The 16,266-nt window shown below is 45.6% G+C and carries 16 protein-coding genes and 3 pseudogenes; 4 read left to right on the top strand and 15 right to left on the bottom strand.

The genetic code is table 11. The features are described from left to right. Window positions 1-110: 110 nt before the first annotated feature. The 4 genes from CCC32_RS08685 to CCC32_RS08665 form a co-directional block, all read right to left on the bottom strand. Window positions 111-875, bottom strand: a complete 765-nt coding sequence (locus CCC32_RS08685; RefSeq protein WP_287073761.1) for a YaaA family protein — start codon at window positions 873-875, stop codon at window positions 111-113. A gap of 425 nt (window positions 876-1,300) precedes the next feature. Then, entirely contained in the window at window positions 1,301-2,074 is a 774-nt protein-coding gene (locus tag CCC32_RS08675) for an EFR1 family ferrodoxin (RefSeq protein WP_287073758.1), read from the bottom strand. Window positions 2,075-2,256: 182 nt separating this feature from the next. After that, window positions 2,257-2,652, bottom strand: a complete 396-nt coding sequence (locus CCC32_RS08670; protein ID WP_044073692.1) for a (deoxy)nucleoside triphosphate pyrophosphohydrolase — start codon at window positions 2,650-2,652, stop codon at window positions 2,257-2,259. Window positions 2,653-2,654: 2 nt separating this feature from the next. Beyond that, window positions 2,655-2,846, bottom strand: a complete 192-nt coding sequence (locus CCC32_RS08665; RefSeq protein ID WP_156145806.1) for a hypothetical protein — start codon at window positions 2,844-2,846, stop codon at window positions 2,655-2,657. A gap of 66 nt (window positions 2,847-2,912) precedes the next feature. On the opposite strand from CCC32_RS08665, the pseudogene CCC32_RS08660 reads away from it, so the two are divergent. Continuing rightward, a pseudogene (locus tag CCC32_RS08660) lies at window positions 2,913-3,110 on the top strand (hypothetical protein); the annotation flags it as partial. Between the two features lie 149 nt (window positions 3,111-3,259). Further along, the gene (locus tag CCC32_RS08655) at window positions 3,260-4,546 is read left to right on the top strand and encodes a serpin family protein (protein ID WP_287073752.1); all 1,287 of its coding nucleotides are present in this window, start codon (window positions 3,260-3,262) and stop codon (window positions 4,544-4,546) included. A 123-nt stretch (window positions 4,547-4,669) separates the two neighbouring features. On the opposite strand, the pseudogene CCC32_RS08650 reads toward CCC32_RS08655, so the two are convergent. Further along, window positions 4,670-5,716, bottom strand: a pseudogene (locus tag CCC32_RS08650) (KUP/HAK/KT family potassium transporter); the annotation flags it as partial. Between CCC32_RS08650 and CCC32_RS08645 the strand changes: the two are divergent. Beyond that, window positions 5,673-6,509, top strand: a complete 837-nt coding sequence (locus CCC32_RS08645) for a beta-galactosidase small subunit (RefSeq protein WP_353756395.1) — start codon at window positions 5,673-5,675, stop codon at window positions 6,507-6,509. The pseudogene CCC32_RS08650 and the gene CCC32_RS08645 sit on opposite strands and share 44 nt — an antisense overlap. A gap of 97 nt (window positions 6,510-6,606) precedes the next feature. On the opposite strand, the gene CCC32_RS08640 is transcribed toward CCC32_RS08645, so the two are convergent. The 4 genes from CCC32_RS08640 to CCC32_RS08625 form a co-directional block, all read right to left on the bottom strand. Then, a complete protein-coding gene (locus CCC32_RS08640) occupies window positions 6,607-7,065 on the bottom strand; it encodes a copper resistance protein NlpE (RefSeq protein WP_044074964.1) in 459 nt (152 codons plus the stop codon). Between the two features lie 299 nt (window positions 7,066-7,364). Beyond that, window positions 7,365-8,147, bottom strand: coding sequence for a ZIP family metal transporter (locus CCC32_RS08635; RefSeq protein ID WP_044073712.1), 783 nt, complete (start codon window positions 8,145-8,147; stop codon window positions 7,365-7,367). A gap of 85 nt (window positions 8,148-8,232) precedes the next feature. Then, entirely contained in the window at window positions 8,233-8,619 is a 387-nt protein-coding gene (gloA2, locus tag CCC32_RS08630) for an SMU1112c/YaeR family gloxylase I-like metalloprotein (protein WP_042519728.1), read from the bottom strand. 436 nt (window positions 8,620-9,055) lie between these two features. Further along, the gene (locus tag CCC32_RS08625; protein WP_287073749.1) at window positions 9,056-9,637 is read right to left on the bottom strand and encodes a nucleotidyl transferase AbiEii/AbiGii toxin family protein; all 582 of its coding nucleotides are present in this window, start codon (window positions 9,635-9,637) and stop codon (window positions 9,056-9,058) included. Window positions 9,638-9,838: 201 nt separating this feature from the next. On the opposite strand from CCC32_RS08625, the gene CCC32_RS08620 reads away from it, so the two are divergent. Next, window positions 9,839-11,044, top strand: coding sequence for an ISL3 family transposase (locus CCC32_RS08620; RefSeq protein ID WP_287073747.1), 1,206 nt, complete (start codon window positions 9,839-9,841; stop codon window positions 11,042-11,044). A gap of 11 nt (window positions 11,045-11,055) precedes the next feature. Here CCC32_RS08620 and CCC32_RS12680 read toward each other — a convergent pair. From CCC32_RS12680 to CCC32_RS08595, 6 genes and pseudogenes are all read right to left on the bottom strand, one after another. Continuing rightward, a pseudogene (locus CCC32_RS12680) lies at window positions 11,056-11,256 on the bottom strand (nucleotidyl transferase AbiEii/AbiGii toxin family protein); the annotation flags it as partial. Beyond that, entirely contained in the window at window positions 11,253-11,816 is a 564-nt protein-coding gene (locus tag CCC32_RS08615; RefSeq protein WP_042519726.1) for a type IV toxin-antitoxin system AbiEi family antitoxin domain-containing protein, read from the bottom strand. The pseudogene CCC32_RS12680 and the gene CCC32_RS08615, both read right to left, overlap by 4 nt. 989 nt (window positions 11,817-12,805) lie before the next feature. Continuing rightward, window positions 12,806-13,621, bottom strand: coding sequence for a carboxymuconolactone decarboxylase family protein (locus CCC32_RS08610; protein WP_287073744.1), 816 nt, complete (start codon window positions 13,619-13,621; stop codon window positions 12,806-12,808). A 25-nt stretch (window positions 13,622-13,646) separates the two neighbouring features. Next, entirely contained in the window at window positions 13,647-14,183 is a 537-nt protein-coding gene (locus CCC32_RS08605) for a flavodoxin family protein (protein ID WP_042519724.1), read from the bottom strand. Between the two features lie 4 nt (window positions 14,184-14,187). After that, window positions 14,188-15,219, bottom strand: coding sequence for an alpha/beta hydrolase (locus CCC32_RS08600; RefSeq protein ID WP_287073742.1), 1,032 nt, complete (start codon window positions 15,217-15,219; stop codon window positions 14,188-14,190). Window positions 15,220-15,316: 97 nt separating this feature from the next. Continuing rightward, a complete protein-coding gene (locus tag CCC32_RS08595) occupies window positions 15,317-16,207 on the bottom strand; it encodes a helix-turn-helix domain-containing protein (protein WP_287073740.1) in 891 nt (296 codons plus the stop codon). Between the last annotated feature and the right edge of the window lie 59 nt (window positions 16,208-16,266).

The following is a 16,266-nucleotide window of genomic DNA, read 5'->3' as shown; positions in this document are numbered from 1 at the left end:
TTGGTTTTAATCATCTATGAATTAGACGCAGATTATGCCTGAAGGTCTGATACCGTAGAAACAACTATATTCATCGTTATGCAGTACAGGGTGTTCTGCCATAATCTTCTTTACCGGATATTTTCTCTTACGAAATGCGGATTGTTTGCGTCGCCTGATTGCGGAGCGTATTCAAAGCCTTCGTAGCTGAAAGCGGAGAGTTCTTCGGGAGTGACGATGCTGTTGTTCACAATGAAGCGTAGCATTGCTCCACGGCACGACTTGGCCCATACTGCCTGCATCTTCAGCCTGCCGTCTTTCTGCCGTACATAGAAGAGGGGGTGAACGACCGTCACTTCCTTGCAGACTCTCTTCCAGTCGAACAGATGCTCGTATTCTTCGGTGGAGAGATGCAGGAGGATGCCGTCGTCAGCCTTCACGCTGTCTATTAGCACATCTGTCAGTCGGTCTTTCCAGAACTGATTGATGGGCTTGTCGTTTGTGGCTTCGAGCGTTACACAATGTTCCATGCGATAGGGCACTATGCCGTCCATAGGGCGCAGCAGACCATAGAGAAAACACGTTATCCAAAGATGCTTCTGGGCATACTCCAAAGCCTCGTCGCTCAATGTACAGGCACACAGATGCTTGTATGCCTGACCATTGAAGGCAAGCAGGGCAGGCATCTTCTCGGCTGTCATAAAGTCTTGATAGCGTCTCCAGTTCTCTGCCGCTATCTTCCGGCTGCAATCCAGCTGCCGGGCCAAATCCTCTACGTCCATCCTTGCCATCTCCGCAGCCAGAGTGTCGGCTACGGTCTGGAAGAGTGGGGTGGAGACCGGCTTCCTGTCCGTCTTGTCGAACATTATCTTGGCGTTTGCTAATAATATCTGCATGTTGCCTTATAATTATGATATAATCAGAAACCTTTCTGTTTGAGTTCGTTGTTTTTCTCTCTGTAATGCAAAATTACGATTTTTATATTGATACTGCAACAATTTTATGCAAGCAAATTTCTCTCTCCTCTCGCTTAATCGGATTTTTTTGTATATGTAACCTCTCTTTGCCTCCAATCCTCCCGCATAGCCTGTCAGGGAATGGTCGCTGCCTTCGGTGCGGTGGCAAGGGATGGGTATGTTTTACCAGAATCGGTCATTAAGATTAAGTGTGCACTAAATGAATTCCGCCAACGGGTAGACCTTCTTGAAGTTCTACGATTGAGAAAGGCTTCTCTTCAGACTGTATAGTTTGAAAACTTGTCAGTCAATATCGATTACCTCGAAAAGCTGTTGCCCCAACCTGATATTCATCCTTTTTCCTTTCAAGCATCCTGCCCCCTTTCTCCGGGATGCACGAACTGCCCATGCTTCATGGTGTGTCTGCAATATTGTATGGCAAAACGGGGGCAGTGGTGCAGGCATCTGAGACACAGCGTGCATTTCTCTTTCGTCCATACAGGATAGCCGTCTTTGCATTCTATGGCTTGTTCCGGACATTGGCTGGCGCATTTCCCGCAACCTACACATCTGTCGTTCATCACATGGAAATTCTTCGTCTTGCGCTGCTTCCCGTAGGTGAGATAATACCAATGGGCAAGCCAATGCGGAAAACGCAGACAATCAAAGTTGCCAGCCTTGCGTGCTGCAGCCCTTGCCGTGGTCTTGGCAATGCTCTTTTCGGCTTCTTCCGTTTTTCGCAGGCATTTCTCGTGGTCCGACACATCGAATATCGGAGTCCATACATCCACCATTCTCACATTATACTTCGCATCCAGCCGCAGCCCCTTCTTCTTGAGCAATTCCTGCATCATATAATGAGCCTGCCCGGTAGTGGTGCCGAATGTGAGCACATGATAGATGAAGTTGTGATGGAGCCCCGTGAGAGTCAGTTTGTTGACAAACCTCACGACGATGTCGGGCAGCCCCCAGAAATACACGGGGGTGACAAATCCCACACGTTCATCCTCGCTTAAGGAAAACGAACATTCGTCCTTGCTCATGCAGTCTGTTATCGAAATGCAGCTTTCGCCGGTTGCCTGTGCCAGCCGTTGCGCCACATGCTTGCTGTTGCCTGTACCTGAAAAATAAAATACCATTATTGTCTTTATTTCATTTGAATTCCAAAGATACTGCTTTTTGGGGGAACACAAAAATAAAGGCTGGTTTTGTCATGTTTTATATCGGTATTATCTGGCGGCATAAATTCAAAAGAGTCGAAATCGCCGTAGCAGCCGGATAGATATACCGAGATGTCGTGCTCTGTCTGCACGCTTCCAAATCAGCCCTTTATCTTTATCACCACTTCCTCATCTGCTGGCAGCCACTTCACACATCCCAGCTCGTCGCGCGTGAGCCACTTGGCTGCCTCGTGTTCGAGGAGAGTGAGGTTGCCGCTCTTGACCTTGCAGAGGTAGCAATGCATGGTTAGGTGGAAGTTGGGGTAGTCGTAGCAGACTGTGGTGAGGAGGCTTTCCACGGAGATATCCGTTGCCAGCTCCTCTCGTATCTCTCTTTGCAGGGCAGCTTCGGGCGTTTCGCCAGGCTCCATCTTTCCGCCCGGAAACTCCCACCAGTCCTTCCATTCGCCATATCCTCTTTGTGTGGCAAATATGCGGTTGCCGTCGCAGATAACGGCGGCAACCACTTCTATATGTTTTCTTTCTCCTGTGTTCATAATTATCCAATAGCTTTATATTGACTTGCATCATCCTTCGAAATCAGCTTCTTGCCTATATAGAATCGCCCGGTGTCCACCTCATTCAATTTCTGTTTGAAGAGGCGGTTGATAATCTGTTCGTAAACGCCGGTATGGATATTCGTGTCTTGCATAAATGAAAAGATTGAGAGTTGTGATTTTTTCTTATTCATCCTTATGCAAAGATACAGTATTATTTGTTATGCCACAAATCGAGATGAAACAAATAATACTGACATATCTTCTTCTACAATAAGTTGGTATTTGCTATCTTCTTGTTGGGAAACATCCACTATGACGCTTGGATGACCTTGTTCTTGAAGCGAAGAAAGGTGCTCGACTACGAGTTGTTTGAGCAGCAAGCCATAAACAATAACAAGACCTATGAGTTTATCTCTTTCATGCAGGAAATCAAGTTGCAGGATTGTGAGTCAAAGTCTTTTTCCTTCCCCCAAAAAACAACGCTTTTGCCCTGTTTTTGCAAAAGTATATAGTCAGCCCATGCAATAATCCACCCTTTTGCGTATTTATGTAAATAAAAAAGCTGAAAAGTATGGATTGTAAACAAAACAAAGTTAGTTGTAAAATGAAAAAAAATATCGTACACATAGGTCATGCAGCCGTTATGGCAGCCCTGGCCGCTACCACGCTTGGCTCGTGCGCCACGCAGAAGAACCATCAGAATACGGATAACAGTATGAATGCAACCAAGATTGAGAGCAAACTCGATGAGCAATACCTCGTTCTGAGCGACGCTGAGCAGAAGGCTGTGGCCCAGACCAACGACTTTGCTTTCAACCTTTTCCGCACCCAGGAGGGTATGGACTCGAAGGTTCTCTCGCCCATCAGCGTGGCCTACCTCATGGGCATGCTGGCCAATGGTGCTGAAGGCGCCACGCAGACCGAGATCATGAAGGCATTGGGGCAGGACGGCACATCGTTGCAGACGCTCAATGACGCCTATAAGTCGATTATCAATCATGCGTCGGCTCTCGACCGTCGTACCCAGATCAACATAGCCAACTGCATTGCCGTGAACAAGCAGGTGACCTTCAAGAACGAGTATGCCACCGCCATGAAGGCCCTCTTCGAGGCACAGGTGGAGAGCATGGATTTCACGTCGCCCAAGACCCTGAGCAAGATCAACGGATGGTGTGCCAAGCAAACCGACGGCATGATTCCCAAGATCGTTGACCAGCTCGACGCCAATGCCACCGCAGTACTGATGAACGCCATCTACTTCAACGGCACTTGGGCTTCCAAGTTCGACAAGAGCCAGACCAAGACGGAGGAGTTCCGCGGTTTCACCCGCGACATCAAGAAGGTCGACATGATGCAGCAGGAGCATAAGTTCATGTATGCCGACAATAAGGATTACGCCGCCGTGACCCTTCCTTACGGCAATGGCACCTACTCGATGACCATAATCCTGCCCGCTGAGGGCAAGTCGACCACTGATGTGGCGCAGCAGCTCAACGCCAAGAACTTTGCCGAGCTGCAGGCCAACATGACCGAGTGTTTGGTCGATCTGAAGCTGCCCCGCTTCTCCACCACCACCGAGACCCCGCTCAACCAGCCCATCTCAGCCCTTGGCGCCCCGTCGATATTCCAAGCTGGTCAGGCTAATTTCGGTAATATGACCGACGCCCCCATGTATGTGTCGACCATGCTGCAAAAGGCTAAGATAGAGGTGAGTGAGAATGGAACCAAGGCCGCCGCAGTCACCGCCGCCACCATGATGATGTCGATGTATCAGCCCGAAGAGCCCCGCCACGTGGTGTTCCATGCCAACCGCCCGTTCATCTACATGATTACCGAGCGCGCTACCAACACCATCTTCTTCATCGGCCAATACACCGGCCCCACGGAGTAAGATCCCCATCTTGTCAGGCACCGCCTTCGGCAAGCCTTCGAGCCATCCTTGTGATGCGCCTTTGCCTACGTAACGTTTCAGTATCAATATATCACTTGAAAAAATATTATCTTGCGACAGGACTTACTCTTCTTCCACGATTTGCGTGATGCGTCTGATGCTTCCGTTGCGTTGGCTGATGATGAGCGGTACACGTTCTACCACCACCATAGAAGTGTCGAGTCCCAATGCCTTTGGTTCGTCGATGCCTATCTTGCTGATGAGTGCATACATACTCATTAGCAGGTTCTGCTGGCGGTTGACTGAACTCTCCGGATAATATACTCGGTGGATGATGATGAATCGGAAATCGCCAGGAATACCGTTTTTGCGGAGCGACGGATAGGAGCTGGTCAGATCAACTTTTCCGTCAGCCACAAGGTCTTCCACCACTTGCCTCAAGTAGAGACTCACCCGGGGCTCTATGCGGAAACCAATGCGCATCGTAATGCTGTAGAGGGTGTCGGGTACCAGGGTATCAAATCTGTACTCCAACGTGTCTGGCGTATCGGCAAACTCCATGTTGATAAGCCAGTAGTGGTCAGCACGTTTAGGCTGCTTGTTGATGATGGAGTAGAGCAGTTTGTTGTCTACGGTGCCTTCCTTGTTGGCATGGTTTATATAGACAAGGTTGGAGGCGTACTTGGGGATACTCTTGTCTGCCTTGATGTCGGATATAATCTGATAGTAGTCATCCAGAGGTTTTGTTCTGATATAATGGTGGCGTATCTTCATGGCTCTAACCCATACATACATCATCAGAAACAGGATTCCGCCAATAAGCATCGTACACCATCCTCCTGCGAGAAACTTCGACAGGTTGGCTGCCAGGAAGATTGCCTCGATGGTGCAGTATGCGCCCATAAACAATATCGTGAGGACTCGCGACACACCCTTGCTGTGCAGGTAGAAACCGAGAAGCAGGGTGGTCATCAGCATGGTGATGGTGATGGCGAGTCCGTAGGCTGCCTCCATGTGTGAGGAGTCGCGAAACAGCAGGATGATGATGACCACACCGATATACATGGCAAGGTTGATCATCGGGATATAGAGCTGTCCCTTTACATGTGTAGGATGCTTGATTCGCATGCGGGGCCAGAAGTGCAGGTTCATGGCTTCGCTCAATATGGAGAATGTTCCGCTTTCTTATTTGGATGTTGACAAAACACCTATGCTTGTAAAAGGATTTGATTTGACTCCAGACTTCTGGAGAGCATACACAGACAACGATTTTGGTTCACATATGCCTACATTAAGTGCAGCATGGAATAAGCCAAGTATGGAACTGAAGAATTTTACCCGTAAGGAGAATGGTTCTGTTGTTGCCGAGTTGTATCTCAAAGAAACAGAGTCTACACTGACTCTTACCTATACATTGAATAATAATGGAGAACTTACTGTTGAACAAGATCTGAAGGTAAATCCTGATGCGGAGAACAAGCCAAATCTTCTGCGCTATGGAATGGAATTGCAGATGCCTAAAGAGTTTGATAGAGTTGAATTCTACGGAAAGGGTCCTAACGAGAATTATGCAGACCGTAACAATTCCGACAGATTGGGCATTTTTACCCAGTTGGTAAAGGATCAGTATTATCCATATGTCCGTCCACAGGAGTCTGGCAACAAGACGCAGGTAAGATATTGGAAGGTTCTGACAAAAGACAATAATGGTCTGGAGTTTTTCTCCAATGAGCCAATGGAGTGTTCAAGCCTGAACTATCTGACTTCAGATCTTTACCGCGGACCGGTAAAGAACCAAGAACATTCTGGAGACCTTGTACCACGAGACTTTACCTCTGTACACATTAGTCAGAGACAGATGGGATTGGGATGTGTCGATACATGGGGCTCATTACCTATTGAGAAGTATATGCTTCCTTATCAGGACTATGCATTCAAATTCGTGATTCGTCCTGTAAGATAACCAAATGGTCCTCACTCTGAGAAATCAGAGTGAGACCGCAATCTTGAAAAAACGTGAATAGACTTAATGTCTGTCCACGTTTTTTTGATTCCTTGTACTATTTCTTTTTCAGTACATACAATTTTGCAGTCTCACCTTCAGGTTCTACACCCATAGAATCTGTCATAATGATGCTGTTGGCATTCTTAACCTTATAAAAGGTCTGTTCACCTGTTGAAGGACGAACAAGCATAAGGACTTTACCGTCAAGCACTTTAAAAATGCCGCTTGCTTCATCGTGACCATCTTTCTTGTCAATATAGTCCTGCTTCAACAAATAGGTGCTATCAGCATTGATAGTGAGCACTGTCTTTATACCCGGGCAATCTGCTGCCGGGAGAGTTCCCTCATACGTTCCTGCAACAGACGTCAAATCCACATTGTCCTTATTGGAAGCGGTGGTGTCAACTACATTTGCAGAATCATTGTCTGCAGCATTTGGCGTAGTCTTCTTTCCTGTGCAGGAAGCCAGAATTGCCAGAGAACTTATCGCCAAAACAATCAGTTTCTTTTTCATACTTTCCTTTTAAGTTCAATAGTGTCTCGTTTAAACGGGACACTAGTGTTGTGTCATAATTATTTAACCCAAATCGGTCATTAGGGCTTGCATGGATTTTGTTTTTTAGAAGAGTGGATTTTGTTTGGCTTTTAATGAGTAATAGCGAGCTATTGCGAATTAAAAACAAGCAAAAGGCGCCTTATAAAAAACAAAAGACTGCAAGCAGTTATTATAATTATACATTAAACGGCCTAATGACCGATTTGGGATTAATTCTCAATGTCCGCAGATGTTCCTTCATAATCTATATATTTTTGTTAACCCATAACAACATCAAGCACCATCATCAGCACGAAACCTATGGCGAAGCCGATGGTACTGAGATTGCTGTGCTGGCCGCTTGAGGCTTCAGGGATTAGCTCTTCCACCACTACGTAGAACATGGCTCCTGCTGCAAAGGCGAGCATGTAGGGTAGGACTGGCATAATGAGAGAGGCAAGCAACAGTACGGCAATGGCTCCTATAGGCTCTACCACTCCGCTCAGCGAGCCTAACATAAAGGATTTCCATCGGCTGTTGCCTGCTGCCCGCATGGGCATGGAGATAATAGCGCCTTCGGGGATGTTCTGAATGGCTATGCCCAACGAAACGGAAATGGCTCCGGCTAACGAGATATGCGAAGCACTGTTTTCGGCTCCTGCAAACACCACGCCTACTGCCATTCCTTCGGGCAGGTTGTGGATGGTTACGGCAAGGGCAAGCATAGCTGTCTTTGACATGTGCGACTTAATGCCCTCGGGCTTGTCTGTGCCAATATGAAGGTGGGGCGTAAGCTCGTCGATCAATAGTAGGAAACCTATGCCTAACAGAAAGCCTATGGCTGCCGGTACTACCGACCATACGCCGCTCTCTGCCTTCATCTCCATAGCAGGAATTAGCAAAGACCATACGGACGCTGCTACCATCACTCCAGAGGCAAAGCCCAACAATGTCTTTTGCAATCGCGCAGACATCTCGTTTTTCATCATTAATACGAAAGCCGAACCAAGCATCGTTCCCAATAGCGGAATCAGAAGTCCAATGATTATTGTTGCTGTCATTTCTGTCATAGTCTTTTATCTGTTAGTTACGATGCAAAGATACAATTTTGTTGTGAGTCGGGCAATACCTATAAGTGATACTTTTTTACTTTTCGTACAGTTCTATTGGTAGACCGTCGGGGTCGCTGAAGAATACAAACTGCCTGCCGGTATATTCGTCCGTGCGTATAGGCTCGTGCTTTACGCCCTTGCTGTCAAGCTCGCTGACGGCTGCCGCAAGATTGTCCACCTCGAAAGCGAGGTGACGCAGACCGGCTGCTTCGGGATAGGAAGGACGTGCAGGAGGATTGGGGAAGGAGAATAGTTCCACGACGTATGTGTTGCCAAGCCAGCAGTCTGCCTTCCATGAGTGGCGTTCCTCACGATAATTTTCACTCACGATCTTCAAGCCCAACACTTCTGTATAGAAATACTTAGATTGCTCATAGTCAGAGCAAATCACGGCTACATGATGTATTTTGTTTAGTTTCATATAATTAAAAATTTATAATGCCTAAAAAGCTATGGGTGCTTAAACGCCATCTTCTAAGAATAAGACGCAAATCGTGTCTGAATGTTTAAAGAGAAATTCTATTGCAGCTTCTGATGTCCGCAGATATTCTTTCTGCTCGGGCGTGATTCTGTAGCTCTCTTTTGAGTCTAAAATTATTTCAACTCATAAAACTCCATAATATCCAGCATCTTAAACGATGTACCATCAATAGAAGAATGCCAGCTTTGATGAAAATGTCCGTAACACCAATGAGTGACATGCTGCTGATGTTCTTTCAGAGTTTCATACAGACTATTCATAACTTCACGTTCCTGCTGTATGTCTGATATCAGAGTTTTGTCGTTGCAAGTCCATTTGGTTATCCCTTCCTTGCTTAATAATTCGCAGAAGGATGGAGACGTATGTGTTATTTCTGCTATTCATCTTTCATGTTCTCCCAAAACGGAAGAAGTCTTTGCTGTAAGAACGCTATCACTTCGGTAAAGGACAATATGTCTGTGGACGTTATTTTACGCATGAAAGCTGTCCACCTGACCTGCATTTGCTGATTGCTACCAAACTCCTTTCTGAAGAACATCGTGTTCTCATTATAAGGAGTGTGGCGATTTTCAAATGTATGTTTGATAGCTTCCTGTAATATTACAGGATTATATTTTTCATTCTGCAAGATTTTGTAGAGATCATAATAATCCTTCATTCTACTGCTTTGGTCTGCAAGATCCACAATTGCGTGCATCTTTTCGGCAATAACCGTTTCAAGCGAGTAGGCCAGAATATTGGCACTCGGCAGATGTTCAAGCAATACAGGATAATCAAGATCTATTGGGGAAGGTGTTACCACATCACCAAAACCAATATCCATTGTTAAAACCTGGGCAATGGTGTCCATCTTGACTGGAATGCTGAGCCTAATTCCATGATAGTCTTTGAACTCTGTTATATTTTGTGCAGTAATGTTCTCCGTGTCAAATATTACGCCATCTTCCTCGTATGGCACAGAACAAATTTCTCTGAACGCTGCAATTATAGAGAAGAGCCTTCGTTGCTGATATTATTGCCAAGGAAATCTATATCCAATGTTGGACGAGCCGCAAATTTTGGTTCTTCCGTTAAATGCATAGATAGAAAAAAATATTTATATTATGATAAAAATAAAGCTGGCATCATCTATCTTTGTAGTGACCAAACTCAATGATAAATGAATGCCAGCATAATGCATAAAGCTTTTGGCATATCCTTGCAAGAATGTTTGGATATGCGTTGCGAAAGTAATAAAATAGTTTTGAATATCCAAACTCCATCAGACAAACTTTGCTGTCCGGAGTGTGGAAGCCATAATGTAGTCCGTAATGGTTTCACGGCCAGACGCTTTGTGAGCGTGCCGATAGGTTGTTCAAAGACTTTCGTCGAGATGAAGATCCAACGTGTCAAATGTTCTGATTGTGGCTGCATAAAGAACGAGGATGTCGATTTCGCAAAAGGCAAGCGCAGGCATACGACCGCTTTCGCCAATATGGTTATAGACTTGTCGCGCTTTGCAACTATACAGGACATTGCATGGTTCCTGGATGTATCTTGGGACATGGTGCGGAACATACAGATGGAGTTCCTGCAAAAGGAGTATGGCAGCCCGGACCTTTCAAACCTCAGATACATATCCATAGACGAGTTCGCTACCCACAAGGGACAAGTTTACAAGACGATAGTCGTAGACTTGGAAACCGGGCGGATTGTCTTTGTAGGTGACGGTAACGGCAAGGCTTCGCTTGAGGAATTCTGGAACAGGCTCGGAGACAGAAAGAATGACATAAAAGCCGTATGCACAGACTTGTCGTCTGCTTATACGGGGGCGGTAACGGCAAATCTCCCCAATGCCTCTCTTGTCGTGGATCATTTTCATGTGGTAAAGCTCATGAATGAAAGGATAGACCAGTTGCGCCGCCAGTTGTGGCATGCTGAGAAAGACGTTAACAAGCGTAAGGTAATCAAGGGCACGCGCTGGATATTGCTGAGAAACGGCAACGACATCTTTGACGCAAAATACAAGACAAGACTTGACAATGTGCTGAACTTGAATGAACCGTTGATGATTGCATATTACCTGAAAGAAGACTTGAGGGAAATATGGAACCAAACCAACAAGGATGATGCAGAATTGGTGCTAAACGAATGGGTGCGGCAGGCCATGGATTCAAAAATACAGCCATTGGTCAAAATGGCTGCTACCTTGCGGGCCTACAAGCCATATATACTTGCATGGTATGACTACCCGATATCAAATGGCCCTACTGAAGGTATAAACAACAAGATTAAAGTGCTGAAAAGACAAATGTATGGATTCAGAAATGATGAATTCTTCACGTTAAAGCTATACGCTCTACACGACAAGCGTCTACGCATTTAACGGAAGAACCCAAATTTTTCGTATGCATACATGAGTGCACCTCCCTTCAGATAAAAATTTCCTCTATAATGAGTCTGCGATATTCTGTAGAGAAGTCTCTCTTGAAAATACCGAGTTAGGATAGTCTGATTAAAGACGTTTTCCTTTCTTGCAACGTTCAGCAATTTTGTACGTATAGACTTCCCATAGTTTTTATTTTGTTCTTTACTCATAGCTTCACTTGTAGATAATTTTCCAGGATATTGCCAACACGCAATTGTCTGGCATAATCCATTAGTTTACTGATATTTCTTTCTGGTCTGGAAAGATAGTTATCGATGATTTCAGAACAGACATCAATGCCCACCTTGTTGCGGAACTTTACTGCATCGCATACGCATCGTTCTACATCATATACCTTTACCTTAAATCCATCTATGACTTTCTCCATCACGCCAATTTCAAGAATGTTGGAAGTATAGTGATGGAGCTCTATCTTTGGGAATGAAGGAACTTTTACTTTCCTATCCCTTTTGATGGCGACATGATAAGCCTGCGGCATGGATGTCGTAAGCTGATGGATATTCCAGGCAGACCAAAGGCAGAGAATACCGTTGGGGACAATAGACTCAATATCAACCATACATGCTGACAATTGGTCTATGTTAGCATATACGCCACGGCAAACCTGAATCAGTTCACCTTGGCGAGCGGCTTTCAGCATCTTGTAGTAAGCTGTTCGTCCTTGTACTTTGACGCTTGCTGATGATATGAATGAATTCTTTGTTTCCATAATTGTTCTCCTGATTTTGGTACGAAATTATCACAAATGTTTCTAATTGTGGTACTTTTGTACGGAAATCTTTTAAAATCCACCCCTTTTTTAATACCTTTCAACAGTTTTGTAGCTATTTTAGTACAAAAATACCACAAACGTAGCTAATTGTGGTACTTTTGTACGGGATAATGAAAAGGCTCTTTCTCCGATGTGTGGTTATTCGCCTTTTTCAGGTAATAACTCAAACCATCAATAGTTTGTATAAATCTCACCCCAATTCACCTCAAATGTCATATTACCCCAAAAATGTGAAAAACCATCAGATTGTCTGGTTTTTGACTGTAATATTCTGATAACCAAGTGGTTGACTGTCCGGCGATTGTCAGGCAATTGTCTGGATGGTTTGCTGATGAAAGTAATTGTCAGATGGAAGGATTTGTCAGAAGTGAGGAATTCAGCCGACAGGAATTGTAGGAGTCGGCTGAATCCAGAAAACAGGAATATGGGTATTACAACATTAACTTTTGGGCATTTGTCTGACAGCAAATCTGCCCAACAGGGGCAAGCACGTTGCCCATGATGGGCAAGCACGTTACCCATGTTGGGCAAGCATCGTGCCCAATTTTAGCCCAAATCCGTCATTAGACCGTTTTATGTATTTTTTATATACTGCTTGCAGTCTTTTGTTTTTTATAATGCGTCTTTTGTCTGTTTTTAATTCGCATTAGCCCGCTATTACTCATTAAAATCCAAACAAAATCCACTCTTCAAAAAAGCAAAATCCAAGCAAACCCTAATGACGTTTGGGGTTTAATCAGCAAACCATCCAGACAATTGGCTGACAGTTGCTTGATGGTCAACTGTCTGGATGTCAGAATGTTATGACGAAAAACCAGATGGTCTGACAGTTTTTCTGAAATTCTCATTTTTACTAAAAATCAGCGATATGGGCAACTTTTTGCTCATATCGACCAACTTAAATCAATTCCGCCAACGGGTAGTTTTTATTTTATCTTGTTATATTCCTCATCGCTCACAGCCTCCTGCCACTCGTTGGATGTGTTCTCGCCAGGTATTTCAAAGGCGAGGTGAGCAAACCAGCTGTCTTTTGCGGCACCATGCCAATGCTTCACGTTGGCAGGAATATGGATGACTGTGCCGGGAATGATTTCCTGCGCAGGCTTGCCTTCTTCCTGATACCAGCCACGTCCGGCTACACCTACCAGCATTTGCCCGCCATCCCTTGTAGCGTGGTGCGTGTGCCAGTTGTTACGGCAACCAGGCTCAAAGGTAACATTGAAGAAAGGTATCTGACTGTCGGATATTTTCGCCAGATAACTGTTGCCCTTGAAGTATTTGGCATAAGCGGTGTTGGGTTCGCCAACAGGGAATATCATCTCGCGCTGGAAAGCAGCCTTGGCGTCTTCGCCTTTCACATCTTCGTTCCATACCTCCTTTGCCAGATTGAAGGCAGCCCATGCCTTTGGCCAACCGGCATAGAAGGCGATGTGGGTGATGATCTCTGCCGCTTCCGTGCGGGTAATTCCGTTATTCTTTGCCGACTGCAAGTGATATTTCAGCGAGCTGTCGGTGATTCCTTGGCTGATGAGCGAAGTGATTGTTACCAAACTGCGGTCGCGCAATGAAAGCAGGTCATTGCGGCTCCATACTTCTCCAAAGAGGATATCGTCGTTGAGGTGGGCGAACTCCGGGGCAAACTCACCCAGTTGGGTGCGCCCAGCTGTCTGTACTATTTTTTGTTGTGCCATAATGTTGAGCGATAGCGTTGTTAATATAATGAATGTTGCAAAAGCTTTCATAAAAGCCCTCCTTAATAGTTATCCCTTAAACAGATTTTCCTAACTCGTATGCTTCCTGCAATTTCTGGTTGCCTTCAATGGTGCGTGGCGCGTCAACACCTCCGCAGAACAGCGTGCCAGCAAGATGGCTCTTAGGGTAACAGTCAATCCATCCAGTCAATCCTGCTTCAGCACGTTTCGGTACTTCTGGTTCATCCTCGGCAGCAGTAGTGAGCATGTAAACATCTCGGAATTTGTAGTCGAGCGAGTACAAAGCATTCATGCGGTCGATGAGGGTCTTCATCTGTCCGCTCATCTCATAATAATATATAGGTGTTGCCCAGCAAACCACATCAGCATTCAGCACTTTCTGCATGATGTCGTTTGCATCATCCTTGATGACACACTTGCCCAATTTCTGACAAGCCAAACAGCCTTTACAAAACTTGATGTCCTTTTCTGCAAGCGAAATCTTTTCCACTTCATGACCTGCAGCCTTGGCACCTTCAATAAACTGATTAGCGAGCATGTCGCTGTTTGAACCAGTACGCAAACTGGTAGAGATGATTATTACTTTCTTCATTGTATTATCTTTTTAAATTCTTCTTCAGGAACTCCTCGATGTTGTCCCAAGGAATCAATCCTTTCCCACCACCATCGTATAGGTCGCAATGAGAGGCTCCTGGGATAATGAGCAGTTGTTTGTTGGATGGAACCGGGTTGGGCTTTCGTACGAAGTCGTAGCCTTCCGCTTTTCCATCCATCATATATCTGAAGGCACTTTCTCCGAAGTAACGGGAATGTGCTTTCTCTCCATGCACGATGAGGACTGCCGAACGGATTTCGTTGATGTAATAGAGAAAACGGGTGTTGGCGTAAGCCTGGCAACCGGTGGTGCGCCAACCGTCGTTTGAGTTGCCCGAACGCTTATGATAGCCACGTGGCGTTTTGTAATAGGCGTAATAGTCTTTTACAAACTGCGGAGCATCCTCCGGCAATGGGTCGACCACGCCGCCAGCCATCGTGAATGTTCTGTTCTTGAGGTCGGCCGTGCGAGCCTCTGCCCATGCCTTTCGTTCCGAATATCGCTTTTCTTCGCTGTCATCAGCATCAAAGTAACCATTCCCGTTTACTCGACTCATGTCATACATTGTTATAGCCGCAGTAGCCTTGATGCGAGGGTCCTGAGCTGCAGCATTCAGAGCGATTCCGCCCCAACCGCAAATGCCAATGATGGCGATTCGCCCTGCATCTACATCATTTCGCATGCTGAGATAATCTACAGCAGCCAGAAAGTCTTCCGTATTGATGTCGGGAGAAGCCGTACGACGAGGTTCGCCAGAAGATTCGCCTGTATACGAAGGGTCGAAAGCGATGGTGACGAATCCACGCTCTGCCATGGTCTGTGCATAGAGACCTGAACATTGCTCCTTGACGGCTCCAAAAGGACCGCTCACGGCAATGGCAGGCAACTTTCCTTCAGCGTTCTTCGGAATATAGAGGTCGGCTGCAAGAGTAAGACCATATTGGGTATTGAATGTCACTTTCTCATGATTTACCTTCTCGCTTTTAGGAAAAGTCTTGTCCCAATCCTGTACTAATTGTATCTCTTTGTCCATAATTTCTGCTTTTACTTTTGTTTGATTTCCTGCACAAAAAATGAGGGCTATTGCTATAAATGTGAATAATCTGTCCATGATACTATTTCTTTACTATCTATGCAGTTTTGCGATACTCGCTTGGAGTCTTTCCCGTCTGCGCCTTGAAAAAGCGGACAAAGTGCAGAGGATACTCAAAGCCGAGGTGCTGGCTGATTTGCGTAATGCTGAGGGTTTCATCAACAAGTAGTTGGCGGGCTGCAGAAAGCAGCCGGTCGCTAATCAGACTCTTAGCGGTTCTGCCCGTCTCGGTCTTGACCAATTCGCCGAAGTATTTGGGCGAATAGCAGCATTTGTCGGCAAAGTAGGCTACGGTAGGCAGCCCTTCACGCTCCGCTTTCTGAGCAATGTATTCAACGAGCAGAGAGATGAACTTCTTTACTACCGAATGATTTATCTCCTCGCGTGTGATAAACTGCCGGTCGTAGAAGCGCAGGCAGTAGTTCAGCAGCAACTCGATGTTTGAAACGATGAGTTCACGCGAATGTCTATCTATAGGATGCTGAAGTTCCTGCTTGATCATTGAGAGTACATCACGGAAGATGTTTACCTCGGTAGCGGATAGGTGTAGGGCTTCGTTGCTTGTATAGTCGAAAAACTCGTATCGGGAGATTTTCTTGCCAAGCTGAGTGCGGTTGAGCAACTCGGGATGGAATGCCAATACCGTATATTTGGCAAACGGTACTTCTGGATTAGGTTTCACTTTAACCGACTGTCCTGGAGCAAACGAAGTGACGGTCATTTCGTCAAAGTCATATTCTGTTCTGCCGTATGACAATTTGCAGCCCTTGTTTTCCTTCAGAAAGAGGGCATAAAGTCCGTAGTGATGCACAGCCTCCTGTATCGGAGCGGTGTTCTCTACACGTGCAATGCTTACTAAGGGATGAAGTGTTTTCACCCCAATGAAGTCGTTGAACTCCTGTATTGTATTAAAGAATATTTCCTTCATAATCCTAAGCCTTTTAAAAGGCTAAATTTCTTGGGTGCAAAGATACGTACATTCTCCAA

This window comes from Prevotella sp. LMAG:51, from assembly GCF_008680225.1.
GTDB lineage: Bacteria > Bacteroidota > Bacteroidia > Bacteroidales > Bacteroidaceae > Prevotella > Prevotella pectinovora.
This window is presented reverse-complemented; position numbering and strand designations above follow the sequence as displayed.